The sequence below is a fragment of the Rhodoferax sp. BLA1 genome (assembly GCF_013416775.1).
Taxonomy (GTDB): domain Bacteria; phylum Pseudomonadota; class Gammaproteobacteria; order Burkholderiales; family Burkholderiaceae_C; genus Rhodoferax.
This window is the reverse complement of record NZ_SZVI01000006.1, coordinates 55,125-69,981: the sequence shown is the minus strand read 5'-3', so window position 1 is coordinate 69,981 and position 14,857 is coordinate 55,125. Positions and strand designations below refer to the sequence as shown.

16 protein-coding genes are annotated in these 14,857 nt (G+C 60.5%); 5 read left to right on the top strand and 11 right to left on the bottom strand.

The window, feature by feature from the left end; genetic code table 11:
* Window positions 1-84: 84 nt before the first annotated feature.
* From FDG13_RS07440 to FDG13_RS07415, 6 genes are read right to left on the bottom strand one after another with little or no spacing between them, the layout of a single operon-like run.
* Window positions 85-1,341: a pyridoxal-dependent decarboxylase, exosortase A system-associated gene (locus tag FDG13_RS07440; RefSeq protein WP_255435150.1), complete on the bottom strand. Its 1,257-nt coding sequence runs from the start codon at window positions 1,339-1,341 to the stop codon at window positions 85-87.
* On the bottom strand, window positions 1,338-2,966 hold the full coding sequence (locus FDG13_RS07435) for an acyl-CoA ligase (AMP-forming), exosortase A system-associated (RefSeq protein ID WP_180126307.1): 1,629 nt from the start codon (window positions 2,964-2,966) through the stop codon (window positions 1,338-1,340). The genes FDG13_RS07440 and FDG13_RS07435 overlap by 4 nt, the downstream gene beginning before the upstream one ends.
* A 25-nt stretch (window positions 2,967-2,991) precedes the next feature.
* On the bottom strand, window positions 2,992-4,251 hold the full coding sequence (locus FDG13_RS07430; RefSeq protein ID WP_255435149.1) for a glycosyltransferase: 1,260 nt from the start codon (window positions 4,249-4,251) through the stop codon (window positions 2,992-2,994).
* Window positions 4,248-5,105, bottom strand: a complete 858-nt coding sequence (locus FDG13_RS07425) for a hydrolase 1, exosortase A system-associated (RefSeq protein WP_180126306.1) — start codon at window positions 5,103-5,105, stop codon at window positions 4,248-4,250. The genes FDG13_RS07430 and FDG13_RS07425 overlap by 4 nt, the downstream gene beginning before the upstream one ends.
* Window positions 5,102-5,947, bottom strand: a complete 846-nt coding sequence (locus FDG13_RS07420; RefSeq protein ID WP_180126304.1) for a hydrolase 2, exosortase A system-associated — start codon at window positions 5,945-5,947, stop codon at window positions 5,102-5,104. The genes FDG13_RS07425 and FDG13_RS07420 overlap by 4 nt, the downstream gene beginning before the upstream one ends.
* Window positions 5,948-5,962: 15 nt before the next feature.
* Window positions 5,963-6,214 (bottom strand): acyl carrier protein, encoded by a 252-nt coding sequence (locus FDG13_RS07415; protein WP_180126302.1) that lies wholly within the window; start codon window positions 6,212-6,214, stop codon window positions 5,963-5,965.
* 112 nt (window positions 6,215-6,326) lie between these two features.
* On the opposite strand from FDG13_RS07415, the gene FDG13_RS21355 reads away from it, so the two are divergent.
* Together FDG13_RS21355 and FDG13_RS07405 are read left to right on the top strand one after the other, a co-directional pair.
* Complete coding sequence (locus tag FDG13_RS21355; RefSeq protein ID WP_180126299.1) at window positions 6,327-7,457, top strand: GNAT family N-acetyltransferase; 1,131 nt, start codon at window positions 6,327-6,329, stop codon at window positions 7,455-7,457.
* Window positions 7,448-8,335, top strand: coding sequence for a lytic transglycosylase domain-containing protein (locus FDG13_RS07405; protein ID WP_180126297.1), 888 nt, complete (start codon window positions 7,448-7,450; stop codon window positions 8,333-8,335). The genes FDG13_RS21355 and FDG13_RS07405 overlap by 10 nt, the downstream gene beginning before the upstream one ends.
* 84 nt (window positions 8,336-8,419) lie before the next feature.
* On the opposite strand, the gene FDG13_RS07400 is transcribed toward FDG13_RS07405, so the two are convergent.
* Together FDG13_RS07400 and FDG13_RS07395 are read right to left on the bottom strand one after the other, a co-directional pair.
* Entirely contained in the window at window positions 8,420-9,703 is a 1,284-nt protein-coding gene (locus tag FDG13_RS07400) for a hypothetical protein (RefSeq protein WP_180126295.1), read from the bottom strand.
* A gap of 2 nt (window positions 9,704-9,705) precedes the next feature.
* A complete protein-coding gene (locus FDG13_RS07395; protein WP_180126293.1) occupies window positions 9,706-10,491 on the bottom strand; it encodes an outer membrane lipoprotein-sorting protein in 786 nt (261 codons plus the stop codon).
* Between the two features lie 141 nt (window positions 10,492-10,632).
* Here FDG13_RS07395 and FDG13_RS07390 point away from each other — a divergent pair, with 141 nt between their 5' ends.
* Window positions 10,633-11,088 carry a low molecular weight protein-tyrosine-phosphatase gene (locus FDG13_RS07390; RefSeq protein WP_180126291.1) on the top strand — a complete coding sequence of 152 codons (456 nt, stop codon included), beginning with the start codon at window positions 10,633-10,635 and terminating at the stop codon, window positions 11,086-11,088.
* Here FDG13_RS07390 and FDG13_RS07385 read toward each other — a convergent pair whose 3' ends face one another.
* On the bottom strand, window positions 11,089-12,096 hold the full coding sequence (locus FDG13_RS07385; RefSeq protein ID WP_180126289.1) for an NAD-dependent epimerase: 1,008 nt from the start codon (window positions 12,094-12,096) through the stop codon (window positions 11,089-11,091).
* A gap of 9 nt (window positions 12,097-12,105) precedes the next feature.
* Window positions 12,106-12,447, bottom strand: coding sequence for a PilZ domain-containing protein (locus tag FDG13_RS07380; RefSeq protein WP_180126287.1), 342 nt, complete (start codon window positions 12,445-12,447; stop codon window positions 12,106-12,108).
* A gap of 66 nt (window positions 12,448-12,513) precedes the next feature.
* Here FDG13_RS07380 and FDG13_RS07375 point away from each other — a divergent pair, with 66 nt between their 5' ends.
* Both FDG13_RS07375 and FDG13_RS07370 read left to right on the top strand, forming a co-directional pair.
* Complete coding sequence (locus tag FDG13_RS07375) at window positions 12,514-12,801, top strand: hypothetical protein (RefSeq protein ID WP_180126193.1); 288 nt, start codon at window positions 12,514-12,516, stop codon at window positions 12,799-12,801.
* Window positions 12,737-14,005 (top strand): GNAT family N-acetyltransferase, encoded by a 1,269-nt coding sequence (locus FDG13_RS07370; RefSeq protein ID WP_255435148.1) that lies wholly within the window; start codon window positions 12,737-12,739, stop codon window positions 14,003-14,005. The genes FDG13_RS07375 and FDG13_RS07370 overlap by 65 nt, the downstream gene beginning before the upstream one ends.
* A gap of 20 nt (window positions 14,006-14,025) precedes the next feature.
* Here the strand turns inward: FDG13_RS07370 and FDG13_RS07365 are convergent, their stop codons facing one another.
* On the bottom strand, window positions 14,026-14,817 hold the full coding sequence (locus FDG13_RS07365; protein WP_180126284.1) for a serine protease: 792 nt from the start codon (window positions 14,815-14,817) through the stop codon (window positions 14,026-14,028).
* Window positions 14,818-14,857: the final 40 nt, after the last annotated feature.

Sequence of the window (14,857 nt, the reverse complement as noted above, 5' to 3'; positions counted from 1 at the left end):
ACAGACCCAGGCCTGCCGCCAGGCAGATACCTGCCACCAACCAGCGAGCAAGACTTGACCACCGCTGGCGGGGGGGGAGCATCCTTAAACCAGCACCTCAACACACGGCGGGTGTGTCAGAAACTGGTGCGGACTGGCGTTGGCGCCATAAGCCCCGGACTGGAACACCACCAGCAGATCTCCCACCTGCGCCTCAGGCAGCGGCACCCGGTCAGCCAGCACATCCAGCGGTGTGCAAGACGGCCCCACCACCTTGGTGACCTGTGTGGCCGGATGTCCCATCTTGTTGCCGATGGCAACAGGGTAGTTTTTGCGCAGCAGCTGGCCAAAGTTGCCGGTGGCGGCCAGGTGTTGATGCAGCCCACCATCGGCCACCAGGTACAGCTGGTCGCGCGAGTACTTGCGGTCGACCACCCGTGCCACGTAAATACCGGCCTCGGCCACCAGGTAACGACCCAGTTCCAGTACCAGACTGGTGTGTGGCAAGTGGGCCTGGGCAAGTTGTAACAGGCGCTCCAGTTGCTCACCAATCGGCTCCAGCTGCAGCGGCTTGTCACCTGGGAAATACGGCACACCCAGGCCACCGCCGAGGTTCAGCACCCGCACCTTGTCGGGTGCGTGTTGCGACAGGCGCAGCGCCAGGTCAAACGACTGCTGCAGCGCCTGGCAAATGGCCTCGGTGCTCAGGCTTTGTGAGCCCGGATAGAGGTGAAAGCCCTCAAACGCCAGACCGGCACGGCCCAGGTTGGCGAGCAGGGTAGGGACTTGCTCCACATCGACACCAAAGGGCCGGGGCCCGCCGCCCATCCTCATGCCCGAGCTTTTGAGCTCGAAATCGGGGTTGATGCGCACGGCGGCGCGCGCTGGCAAACCCAGGGTCTGTGAGGCCTGGGCCAGCACATCCACCTCGCGGAACGACTCGATGTTCACCAAGACCCCGGCCGCCACCGCCTGGCGCAACTCGGCATCGCGTTTGCCGGGGCCGGCAAAACTGATGTCCTTGGGGTTGACACCCGCATCCAGCGCCACTTTCATTTCCCCCGCCGATGCCACATCGAGGCCATCCACCAGGCCTGCCATGAAGCCCACCAAGGCGGGCATCGGGTTGGCTTTCATGGCGTAGTGCAGCCGGATTTTGGACGGCAAGGCTTGGCGCAGTTCGGCTACGCGTTGGCGCATTTGAGAGCGGCCATAGGCGTAAAACGGGGTCTGCCCGACCCGTGCGGCCAAGCGCGACAGGCTGTCACCACCGAGCATCAACTCGCTCTGGCTCACCGCAAACTGGGTCATGGGTGCATGCTGGGGCAAAGCGGGGGGCGCGTTTTGTATGGTGGGGGTCATGTCTCAGGAGGCAATAGAGGTGCGGGGTTGGACTGGCGTGCTTGCCAGTCGCGCTTGAGGGCGGAGCGGTCAATCTTGCCATTGGCATTGCGTGGCAGCGGCCCGGCCACCCAGTCGATGCCGCTGGGCAACATATAGGCTGGCATCCGGCTTTTGCACAGAGATATCAGGTCATTTTGGCCTGTAGCCCTTTTAGATAAAGGGCTGGTAGCTATGATTTGAATAGTTTGTCCAAGGCTCTCATGCGGCACACCAAAGGCCACACACTCACCCACCAGCTGGGTCGCGTACAGGATGTCTTCCACCTCGGTCGGGCTGACCCGGTAGCCTGAGGTCTTGATCATCTCGTCACGCCGCCCGACGAAGTACAGGTAACCGTCGGCATCCTGGCGCACCGTGTCACCTGAAAACACCGCCACTTCGGGCAGCTGCAGACCGGCCGGGCGACCCGGCAGGCCAGCTGGCAGCGGCTTGAAGCGTTCGGCGGTTTTTTCCGCGTCGTTCCAGTAACCCATGGCCACCAGTGCGCCGCGGTGCACCAGTTCACCCGGCTCATCGGGCGCACACGCGCTGCCGTCCGGGCGCAGCACCACTACCTCGGCATTGGGGATGGCCTTGCCAATCGAGTTGAGCTTGAGATCCACATCCTCGGGCGGCAGGTAGGTGGAGCGAAAGGCCTCGGTCAGGCCATACATCAAATACGGCTTGGCCTGTGGCACGCGCTGGCGTAACTGGGCCAGCGCTTCACGCGGCAAATGGCCGCCAGTGTTGGCGAAATAACGCAGGTGTTCGCGGGTGGCTTTGGGCCAGTCCAAGGTGAGCAATTGCAGGTAAAGCGGCGGCACCGCCGTGAGGCCAGTGACTTTTTCCTGTGCCATGGCCCGGAGCACATCACGCGGCAACAAATAATTGAGCAGCACCACCCGGGCACCGACAGAAAACGCGGTGGTGAGCTGGCTGAAACCTGCATCAAACGACAGCGGTAGCGCGGCCAGCAGGGTGTCATCGGGCTGATTGCCCAGGTAGGAGGCCACACTGGTGGCTCCGGCCACCAGATTGCGGTGCGACAACATCACCCCTTTGGGCAGGCCGGTGCTGCCCGAGGTGTACAAAATGGCTGCCAGGTCGGTGTCGATGACCCGATGGCCGGGTCGGCGTGGGCTGTTGATAAGGTCCTGCCAGGTGGAGATGCTGCAGTGCGCCAACTCGTGCGCAGCATCGCTTGGTGCACAGAGCACCACATGTTGCAGGTCCGGGCAATCAGACAAGGCCGCACCGAGCGTGGCCAGCCGCTCGGGGGATGTCACCAGCAGAGACACATTGCAATCGCGCAGGATGTGGCGTACCTGGTCGGCCTTGAGCAGGGGGTTGATCGGCACAAACACCATCCCGGCCAGCGACGCGGCAAAACTGGCCACCACCGTCTCCAGGCGCTTTTCCAGGTAAATGCCAACCCGGTCGGCCCGTTGCAAGCCCAGTTGCATGAACCCACCGGCCAGTGCCGTCATTTGATCGGCCAATTCAGCGTAGGTCCCATGTTCAGACCCGTGTGTCAGCGCCACAGCATCAGGGCGGCGCTGCGCCGTGTGGATGACAAGTTCGGGTAACAAAGTGGCCTGCAACATAAGCAACCATCTTACAGGCAGGCAATTACAGATTGCCGCGTGGCAGGGTCAAGCCGTCAGTGATGTGGTTTAACAGTCTGGCGAGTGTTTGCGACCTGCTGTGGCGTGATGCGGCGTTAACAGCTCCAGGGTGTGGCAGGTCTGCTTGATGGCTTTCGATCTGAGACAAAAATTGGGGCAACCGAGCGGCAATATCGCTTGCGCTGTCCAGTGCAGCAATGGATGCGATGCCAGCTGCCCGCAAGGCGTTTGCGGTGTCGCCGCATGGGTCAGTCAGACCCAAAATGGGCCGTCCTGCGCGCAGGTATTCGTACAATTTGGCAGGAATCTGTTCATTGCAGTTGGCGGCCTGCATCACCAGCAGGGCATCGGCTCGCAGCATCTCGACCAAAGCCTCGCGATAAGGCAGCGCTGGGCACAACTCCACCACATCGTGTAAGCAGTGTTGCCTGACTAGGCTTGCAAGCATGTCTTCGTGTACAGCTGCCCGAAAGCGCACACGCAGACGCTCACGGGACACACGCCCATCCTGTATGCATTGCGCTATGGCAGCAAACAATGGAAGAGGGTCACGTTCAGAGGGATAAACCACGCCGCTGTGCAACAGGGTCAACTTGCCAGGATTCAAGGCTTCTGTCTGTTCAGCTGGTCTGACAAAACTTTCGTCATCAAACCCGTTTTCAATCAAATGCATGCGCGAGGCCGCCTTGGGGTAGCGCTTTTGATATGTCCGCACAGCACCTGGCGCAGTAAACACACATGCAGCGGCCAACTCTGTAGCCTGCTCCTCAACACGCTTAAAACTATTCCAGGTCGCCCTATCGCTGGGGTAGCCGTCTTGCGCCATCGGATCGCGGAAATCAGCAATCCAGGGTAGCCCTGATTCGCGCTGCAAACTGGCACCAATCAAATGGGCTGTGGCAATAGGGTAGGTCGACCAAATGGCATTCGGCTTAAAAGTGTTGATCAGATGCATTCCGTCACGCACAGCAGCCCATTTCCAACTTACCCATCGGTCAGGCCGGGCCATCCAACCCAGGTAGCGCCCACGCAGACTCAGGTGGCGTGCAGAATCCAACGCAAACGAACGTTGAATCACCGTGCTGGCCGGAATGTCTGTCAATAGGTCAGAACTGGTTTTTGCATAGGCACGTGGATCAGCTGTCAATATCAGTGGCTGCCACCCCAAAGCTGGCAAATGTTGCACAAAACGCAAAGTTCTCTGGATTCCGCTGCCACCCGCCAATGGTGGAAAATGAAAAGCGATCATCAGAAGACGTTTCAAGCAGATGTCTCCAGTTGATACATCCAGTCCAGCACCGCTTGCTCAGCGGCAGCGCGCCACAGAGCTCTGGAGAAGGTGTGGTCGGCCTCTGCCACATCCACACGCTGCAATTGCGGGCGCTGCAACAGACCTTTCCAGGCTGGGTCGCTCTGGGCGCATTCCACAAACTCCTTGGCAGTGTAGTCACGTGCGCTCAGCAGCAGCAGCACCGGCCCTGAAAACTGGCGCAGTGCCCGCGCCATGTGGTGTTGAAACGCTGGCGCAGGCGTGCCGGATGGTGCTGGCGCACGCAAGGCCTGCAGGCTTTGCCACAAGCCCTGCAACGACGGCCGCCATTCATACTGACCTTGCCATATGCGCTGCCAGAACGACCACTCCAGCAGACGCCCGGCGTAGTAGTGTTTGATGCGTGTGCGTGCCAGCGTGTTGTCCGAGCGCACCCAGGGGTTGAGCAGGCACAACCCCGCCACGCGGGCATCCGCGCGTTGCCCGCTGTACAACAAGGCGGCTGAGGCGCCGTCACACAGCCCCCACAACACCACCCGTTGGACGCTGGGGCACTGCTGCTGCAGTGTGTCCAGGGCCACACCGATGTCGTCGTGGATGGTATCGAACGGTTGGCGCTCACCACTGCTGTCACCCAGGCCACGGTGGTCAAACCGCAGCACCGGGAAACCCGCCCCAGCCAGGCAGCGTGCCAACAACACAAATTGCCGGTGGCTACCCGCGCGGTACTGCGCCCCACCGACCACCATCACCAAACCCAGCGAGCCGGGCTGCTCTGGCTGCGAGATGACACCCACCAGCGTGTCGCCAGCGCAGGACATTAGCACGGGCAGTTCAGTGGTTTTCAAGAGGCCACTTCCGGTGTGGCACAGCCCAAGCTGTGCAAGCTCGTTGTCAGCCAGGCGGGGCTGTCTGCGCTTTCCTGCATCTGCCAAAAAGCCGAGCCAGCCACCACCTCGGCCTGCGCGTGGCAGCCTGAGGTTAACCAGCGCTGCAGTTGTGCCGACAGCGCTGGGGAGACTGCGCCTGTGTCGGCATCACCCAGCTCCAGGCAGACAATCTGTGTGCCAGCAGGCAAGGCCTCCAGATCGGCGCGTGCCAAGCCCTGTGCCAGCGCCGCGGACACACTGTAGCCTGCCACTTCCACCGACTCACCCTGCTCCAGCAGGTGCATCAGGTGCGAGGTGCCCCGGCTGGATTCACCACGCACCATGTCACCGGCCATTTGCAGGCGCAAAAATTGGTGCAGGTGTTGTTTGCCGGACAGCACCGGTTGCCACAACAGCAGCTTGGCTGGCTGCTTGTCTTGCCGACAGGCCTGTGCTGCCAGCAGGCAACCAGCGCGCACGCCCCACAACCAGGCCACCCCGGGCCAGCGTTCAAGCATCCAACGCCGAGCCAGGGTCACATCGGCCACCCAGGCGTCCCAGCTGGCTTCTTCAAAATGGCCGGAGCTGTCGCCACAACCCATCAGGTCCATCTGCAACACCGCAAAACCAGCGCGTGCCATGGCGCGCGCCTGTACGGCTGTCGTGCGCCGCGTTGCATTCATTTCCTCGGCAAAGGGGTGCACATACACCACATGGCCCCGCACCGGCTGCTCACTGGGGGGCGTGTGCAGCAGACAAAAACGCTGGCCGCGTGCACCGTCCAGAAAAAAAGCTTGTAGGGTCGCGCCAGCTTGCGTCATGGTGCGCGGGTTCGTCTACCCGGCCAGCTTGGCCGCAACAAAATCACTGAGTGAACCCAGGGTGGCAAAAATGGCGCTGTCGAGCTCGTCATCGTGGATGACAAAACCAAAACGCTCTTCCAGCCCGGTGATGATGCCCAGCACCGCCATCGAGTCGAGTTCGGGCACCGCCCCCAGCAGGGGGGTTGGGCGCTGCCAGTCTGCGCTGCGCCCTTGCAGGCTCAGCACGCTGTCCAGAATGTTCTTGACGTCAGTCTCTACGCTCACCACTACTCCTTGGTCTGTCACTATGTCATGCCGACTTGCTTGCCAGGCGCCCTGCGCCCGGGAAGGTGCTGGTTATGATAACCAGTGAACCCCCTTCAGCTGAAAGACACGCGTGAGCCCACCCGCTATCCAGATCCTGGACAACTTTGACGATCTGCGTGCTGTGCTGGCACAGCAGGGGGTGCAGCAGGTGCACGAGCAGGCCGATGTGTTTGCCACGCTGGCCTGGTTTGACAACCTGGCTACCTGCGGGCTGGATACGACGGGTCAGGGTTCAGTCAGCTGCCAGCTCTGGTTGCTGGATGGTGGTGCAGCCGGGTCGGCGGTGTGCCTGCCGCTGTTACTGGGCCACCAGCTCACCGGTTTGAGCAACTACTACAGCAGCTTGTATGCCCCCCTGGTCTGGCCCGGTGCGTGTGCTGACGCGCCAGACGCGGGGCCTGAGAAGGCGATCTGGCAGACCTTTGCCCAGGCCATACGATCACATCGGGCGCGCTGGCCGGTGCTGCGTTTTGACCCGCTGGATCCACAGAGTGGTTTTTTTGCCGGGTTTGAAGTCGCTTTGCGCCAGGCGGGTTACCTGGTGGGTCGGTATTTCTGTTTTGGCAACTGGTACCTGCAGCTGGCAGGCAGATCGTTTGCCGAGTACCAGAGCAGCCTGCCCTCGGCCCTGCGTCACAGCATCACACGAGGGCAACGCCGACTGGACAAGCAAGGTCCCTGGCGCATCGACATCCAGCGGCAGCCTGATGGGTCTCTGGAGGCAGCTATTCAAGATTTTGTGACGGTCTACCAAAAAAGCTGGAAAGGCGCCGAGCCCAACTCCCTCTTCATCCCGGCGCTGGCGCGCACGGCGGCGGCGCAAGGCTGGCTGCGCCTGGGTGTGCTGCGCCTGGATGGCCAGGCCATTGCCGCGCAGTTGTGGCTGGTCAAGTCTGGCAAGGCCTCGATTTTCAAGCTGGCCTATGTCACTGGGTTTGAACGTTTTTCGGTGGGCTCGGTGCTGACGGCGGCGTTGATGCAACATGTGATCGATGTGGATCAGGTGCAGGAGGTCGACTACCTCACCGGCGACGACGCCTACAAACGTGACTGGATGTCCCACCGGCGCGAGCGCTGGGGTCTGGTCGCTTTTGACTGGCGCACCCCGGCAGGCCTGTGGGCCGGTTGCCGGCATGCACTGGGCTTATGGCTCAAAAGGCGCAACCCAGACGACAAAGTTAGCATCCGTGTATGTCTCTGACCTCCCCACCCCGTTTGTCGACTTGGCTGCTGATGGCCTGCGCCCTGGCAGCGCAAGCTGCTTTGGCGCAAGACAACACCGCATCCGCCACCCCGCAGCGCAGCTTGTTTGAGCAGGCGCTGGCCTATGAAAACGGCGAGGGTGTGCGGCGTGATGCGCTGCTGGCGGCCAACCTGTACTGCGAGGCAGCGCGTTTGGGTGACCGCGATGCCCAGTACAACCTGGGCTGGATGTATGCCAACGGCCGGGGTGTGGCGCGCCACGATGGCCGGGCGCTGTATCTGTTTCAGGCGGCGGCCGAGCAGGGCATTGACACCGCGCGGCGGCTCGCCGACAAACTGGTCGACGTCCAGCCTGAGATGCCCGACTGCATGCGTGAGCCCGAGCCGCTGCCGGTGGATGTTCACTTTGCCAGTTGGACGCCGGTGGACTATGCGCTGATTGCACCACGTACCATCTACAAGCTGGTGCACCAGCTGGCACCGCGCTTCAAGGTGGAGCCGCAATTGGCGCTGTCCATCATCGCCGCCGAGTCCAACTTCAACACCCAGGCGGTGTCGGCCAAAAACGCCCAGGGCCTGATGCAGCTGATTCCCGAGACCAGTCAGCGTTTCAATGTCAAAAACGCTTTCGATCCGGCGCAGAACATCCGCGGTGGTCTGACCTACCTGCGCTGGCTGCTGGCGTATTTTGAGGGTGACGTGGCGCTGGTGGCTGCCGCCTACAACGCCGGTGAAGGCACGGTGGACCGCTACAAAGGTGTGCCGCCCTACCTGGAAACGCGTAACTACGTCAAACGCGTGTTGCGCTCTTTTGGTGGACCGCGCCACCCGTACGACAGCGCGCTGAGTGCGCCATCGCTGGCCCTGAAAAAATAGCTGGGCGCCGGGTTTGTAAGCTAAATTGGTCTCTATCCCTTATCTATCAAGGTTGGATAGCTACTTATTACGTAGCGATTGTTCTCAGAAGTAGTGACGAAACAGCGCCTGCAGATAACGGCGCTGGGCCATCGCGCCGAAGTCGCTGCTGTCGTCGCCACTGGCCGTCATCCACTGCAAGGCGATTTCGGACTTGTCAAAGCGGTAACGTGCCTCCAGCCAAGACAGTTGGCTGTGGTCGTCCAGGTTGTAGCGCAGCACGGCAGTGAGGTCGAGCCGGTTGATGAAAGCGTCCAACCAGCTGGCGCGCACAAACGCGGCCTGGCGGGTGGTTGACTCAAGCTGCTCCTCCAGCAGCTCGCGGTAGCTGGCGTAGTCCAGCATGGAACTGGTGCGCAGGGCGTTCCACACCGCTTTGTCGACGGCGGCACCGTTGTAGTGGTATTCGCCGGTGATCGATAACTTGTTGGCTGTGGTGTAGGTAAGGCCGGTGGCCAGCCGGTTGCGAAAGGCCTCGTCCTGCGCCACCGCAGGTGACAGCGGCAAGGCTTGCGCCTGCAGCGTCTTTTGCCTCCCGCCCGACCATTCCACATGCGCCACCGTGGCGTCGTTGACCAGCATCGCCAGGTTCAGACCCATCTGCACCGGCTGGCGCTGGTCACCGTAGAGCACAAACTGTGGGTTCAGGTTGTCGGCCAGCTGGTGGCTCACCGACACCAGCCAGCGGTCACGGTTGTTGGTCGAGCCGAAGTCGGCACTCCAGTCGCCATGGTTGGGTTTGTCAGACACTTTGGGCGCCAGAATGGCGGTGAGCGCGCCACCTTGCCACAGGGTCTGGCCGCGCAACATGGCGGTGCCCATGCGGTTCTCGCGGATGGCGTTGGGGTCAAACGAGGTGATGGCGCGGTTGGCACCTTCGCGGAAAAAATCGGTCGGGTTGTAACCCATGGCCGCGCCGTAACGCACATTGATGCGGCCAGCATCCAGTACTCTGTCGTTCTGCGGCTGCCAGCTCAGGTAGGCTTCCTTGAGGCTGTTGAGGGTTTTCTGGCCCAGCGCTTCGCTCTGGTGGTTCAGGTCCAGCCGGTCAGACAACACGGCGCGCAACTCCGGGCTGAGTTTTTTGTCGATCAGCAGGTCGAGCGACAGGCGCTGGGTGTCCTCGGCCCGGTTCGGCTGGCCCCATTGGTGCACCGTGGTGCGCCCGGCGGTGGCTTCGGTGAAGAGGCGCCAGCTGCTGAGTTCGACCGGTGCACTCTCATGGGTGCCGTCAGCCAGGTTCAGGGCGTCGTCTTCGGCCAGGTCTGCAGCAAAAACAGGAGCGCACAAGGCAATGGATATAAGGGCTAGAGCCTGTTTAGATTGCATGGTTACTCCGGCTTGAAGTTGGGCAGGTAGTCGCGTTGTAACCAGACCTCGGGCACATCGCGGTAGACAAAGTCCGAATAACGCATCACCGTCACCCATTTGGTATCCAGACCGTCAATGATCACCATCTCGGTTGGGCGCTCCTTGCCCAGTTGCTGCTGGTAACGCCGGTAATAAACCGTCTTGAGCAGGCGCTCACTTTCTGAAAAGAATCGGGCCTTGAGTGGCTGGCTGTTGGCGCTGTCGACCCACAGCTCGATGCGGTTGTAGCTGGCCTCCGGGCTGCTGGCGCTCAGGTCCAGCCGGGTGCTGCGCCGCATCTGGCGGTTGCCGTCGGCAATCTCTTCTTCCAAACCAATCTTGGCCTGGTAGTCCTTGGCCAGGTTCACGGTGACCACATCGCCGTTGGAGGCTTGGCCCATCAGCCGCTGCTGGGGTGACAGGCGCACACTGGCGCGGCTGGACGGGTCGTAAAACCAGAAGTCGTTGCCGTTTTTGAGCATCAGTTTGCCCTCGTCACGCGCCGGTGCCACAAATCGGATCAGGGTGCGAAACTGGCCGCTTCGGGCATCGGACTTGGCATAACTGCCCAAGGTGCTGGTGTCGGTCTGTTTGCCGCCGCGGTATTCGATCAGTGTCACGGTGACGCCAAAAGGCTTGTCCGGGTTGCGCACCGCGTCGCTGGCCTGCAGCATGGCCTGCGCGTTGGGCTGAGCTGCGCCTTGCGCCAGGGCACAGGCGCTGAGCAGCGCACCCAACAAAAAAAGCGACAGTTGATGCAGTTTCATGCGGTGACTCCAGGGACAGCGAGGATTCTTGGGGCCATGCGAGGCCAGCGCTGCAGTTTACTCACATGCCAGGAGTTTGTAGCGCCAAAGAAGCGCAAACTTGTGCGGCTTGTTGTCAGGGCGTCGATAGAATTCCGCGCCATGACCCACGTCCTTCTGGTGTGTATGGCCAATGTGTGCCGCTCTCCCATGGCCTGCGCGGTGGCCCGGCAACTGGCACACAGCCAAGGCCGTGGTACCCAACTGCACTTTGACTCGGCCGGTACCCACGCCCACAGTGGCAAACGCCTGGATGCGCGGGCCAAAGATGTGTTGCTCAAACACCGTTACACACCACCCAAAACCCGTTCCCGTTTGGTGACAGCACAGGACTTTGAGCGTTTTGACCTGATCCTGGCCATGGACCAGGATAACCTGGCGGGGTTGCATCGCCACTGCCCAGCCTCTTTACGCAGCAAATGTCGCTTGTTGTTGTCGTATGCCCCGGCCTTGGGCTTGTCCGAGGTGCCTGACCCGTATTACGGCGACCTGGCCGGGTTTGAGCGGGTGCTGGGCTTGTGTGAGGCGGGTGCCCGTGGTTTGCTGGCAGAGCTGTGACTACACGCGGTAATAGTCGCGGTACCAGGCCACAAAACGGTTGATGCCCTCCTGCAAGGGGGTGTCAGGCGCAAAACCCACCCACGCATTCAAGGCATCGGTATCGGCAAACGTGGCCGCTACATCACCCGGTTGCATCGGCAACAAGTGCTTGTCGGCGATTTTTCCCAGGGCTTGTTCAATGCAGCCAATGAAGTCGAGCAAGGGCACCGGCGCGCTGTTGCCAATGTTGAAGATCCGGTAGGGTGCGTGGCTGCTGGCTGGGTCAGGCTCGGCGCTGTTGTAGGCCGGGTTGGGCGTGGCGATGTGGTCCAGAGTGCGGACCACACCTTCCACAATGTCGTCGATGTAGGTGAAGTCACGCAACATCTGGCCGTGGTTGAACACATCGATGCTACGGCCTTCAAGGATCGCCTGGGTGAACAACATCGGCGCCATGTCGGGGCGCCCCCAGGGGCCATAGACCGTGAAAAAGCGCAAGCCAGTGGTGGGCAGACCGTACAGGTGGCTGTAGGTGTGTGCCATCAGCTCGTTGGCTTTTTTGGTGGCAGCGTACAAGCTGACCGGGTGGTCCACGCTGTCGTGCTCGGAAAACGGCATCTTGGTGTTGCCGCCATACACGCTGGAGCTGGAGGCATACACCAGATGCGCCACCTGGTTGTGGCGACAGCCTTCCAGAATGTTGGCAAAACCGACCAGATTGCTGTCGATGTAGGCCAGCGGGTTCTGCAGCGAATAACGCACACCCGCCTGGGCGGCCAGATGCACCACACGGTCAAAAGCCTCGGCCTTGAACAGGGCGGCTATTCCAGCCCGGTCTGCCACATCCATCCGGACAAAGCGGAAGTTGGGGTGGGATGTGAGCTGGTTGAGCCGGCTTTCCTTGAGTGATACCGCGTAATAGTCGTTGAGGTTGTCCAGCCCAAGAACCTCATCACCGCGTGCCAGCAATCTCTGGGCAACGGCCATCCCAATAAAACCGGCGGTACCGGTCACCAAAATTTTCATAACAGCGTGTCAGTCGTCAACTGGTTCCGCAGGATCTTCTGCGTGGTCAGTATCGGTGAAAAACGAACTGGTCAGCTTGACGGCGACCCCGACTGTGCCCGCCTTGTGCTCGACCCTCGTCACCTCACCCGCGCAAACCATTTTCAGAAGTTCACCTTTGACGTTGACCTCAACCACAAAATGCACCCGTGAACCAGGTACCTGGTCAGCTGTGGTTTCCAGGTAGACGCCGGTGGCACTGACATTTTTGGTTAACCCCGCTATGCCGCCGATTTCCAACGGCAACTCGGACGAGACTCTGTCGGATGTTCTGCGGGAATGACCCGCAACGACTGGATGGGATGTTTGCATGTGCTCCATGTCTGTTGACGGCGTGTTTGATCGGACCAACGATAATGAGAAGCACGAACTGTGCCTATGAAAATGATAGCAGTTTGCCTGGTTTCAAAACAACAAGTTGCGGCACTTTTGGCAGCTTATTCGGCCGAACTGAAACACAGGGTGTCAATTAATCCGACATCCAAAGGTCAAGGCGCGGGGCTATCATTGCTCGTTGATCTGCGCGATGCGCCGGATTGTTTTTGGCGGCTTTTGGAAGGGACAAGCAAATATGAGTTTTGGGCGGTCTCTCAATCAGAGTTTGCGCAAACTGTTTGCCTTTTTGCCGCGCCAGACCCGGTTTGCCATCTATCGCTCATTTGTTGAGTGTGATGCCAACCCCAGCCCGCGTCTGGTCCTGAAAATTGCCGAGACTCAGGAAGAGCTGGAGGCCTGCTTCAAGCTGTTGCACGATGCTTATGTGGGCAGTGGTTTCATGAAGCCAGATCCTTCGGGCATGCGTGTCACGGTTTACCACGCCCTGCCCACCACCACCACGCTGTGCGCCAAATACGACGGCGAAGTGGTCGGCACCTTGTCGCTGATTCGGGAGAGCCTGTTTGGCTTTCCACTGCAAGCGATTTTTGACCTGAACCAGGTGCGCGAGCGCAAAGGGCAGATTGCCGAGGTCTCGGCGCTGGCGGTGCACCCCAAGTTCCGCAAGACCGGTGGCACCATCCTGTTCCCGTTGATGAAGTTCATGTACAACTATTGCACGACCTTCTTTGACACACGCCATCTGGTGATTGCGGTCAACCCCAATCGCATCGAAATGTATGAGTCTCTGCTGTTTTTTGAACGCCTGAGCGAGAACTCGGTGGATAACTACGACTTTGCCAACGGCGCACCCGCTGTGGGTGCCACGCTGGACCTCAAAACCGCCCCGATTCTGTTCAAGCAGGTGTACGGCAAGAAGCCCTTGCGTCGCAACATGCACCATTACTTCATTGAATCGGTCATGCCCAACATCGTGTTGCCGACGCGGCGTTACTTCACCACCAACGACCCGGTCATGACGCCAGCGCTGCTGGACTACTTTTTCAACCAACGTACCCAGGTTTTTGCGCAGTTGGATGAGCACAAAAAGCAGTTGTTGCACGCCATTTACAACTTGGAGGCATTTCAAGCGGTCTTGCCACCCACCGCCCAGCTTAACGCCCATCAGGTGCAGCGCAGTCACCAGCGTTATTCGGTCAAATGCCCTGGTAGTTTTGATGTTGAGCTGGCGTCGGGTGCCCGGGTTTATGAATTGCTGGTGGTGGATCTGTCGCTTTACGGTTTTCAGGTGTATTCACAGGTGGCCTTGCCCTTGGGTGAGTGGGGCGAGGCCTTGATCAAACTTGGAAGTGCCGAAAAATCCATCACCAAGGCCAAGGCCGTGCGTGACCGGGCCAATGGCCTGGCCGGGTTCTACGGTTTCCAACTGGCAGAGCCTGACTTGGCCTGGCGCAAGTTTGTCAACGCCATGCAGTCGGGCAGCACACATGAGGACCTGGACAACGCCACCCGGTTTTTACCTGACGCCGCCTGACCCGTTTAAGCAAAACGCACTCAATTGCCGGGGTTTCTTTCCAGCAACTCCAGCACATACCGTGACGGCACTGCATAACTGATACCCGAGGGGTTGCTCAGTGCCGATTCGCGTGTCCCCTTGATCAGCACCATGTTCACCACACCCAGCACCTCCCCATTGTCCGGGTCGAACAACGGGCCGCCACTGTTGCCCGGATAGGCCGTGCCATCGAGTTGAAAAATATCAAACGGGCTGTTGCTGCGCACACTGCGGATGAGCTTGGGGTTGATCTGGCTGGCTGTGGGTGTGGGCAGCGCAGCTGGCGCAATGGACGACACCGTGGCCCGGTGTGTCACCGGCGAAAACCCCAGTGCACCCCCAATCGGGAACCCCATGAAGGCCACCGACTGCCCCTCTTGCACCGAGTCCGAGCTGCGGACTTTGAAGGCAGCGCTGGCCGGTCCGTCAAAACGCAGCAAGGCCAGATCGTGTAACACATCCACCTCCAGCACTGTGGCCGGGCGGCTTTGCCAGCTGTTGTTGCCTGTGCGCAATTGCACCACCAGGCTAGCCGCCGGGTCGACGTCCGCAGGTGGTACCAACACATGGGCATTGGTGACCAATCGGTTGCCCTGGTTTTGTGAACCCTCAGCCACCACAAACCCGGTACCGCGCAGCGCAAAACGTGGGCTGTTGGTGGCCTTGTAGGTGCCTACGATGGCAATGGCGGGCTTGACCCGCGCCACAGTGCTGGCTAAATCGGCGAAGGCGGTGGTGGAAACCAGGCAGGTGGCAACTGCCAGGGCGACCACAGTGGGTGTTCGGTTCATGCGTTCATTATGCGACCTGACTCAGCCCTGCCACAGCTGA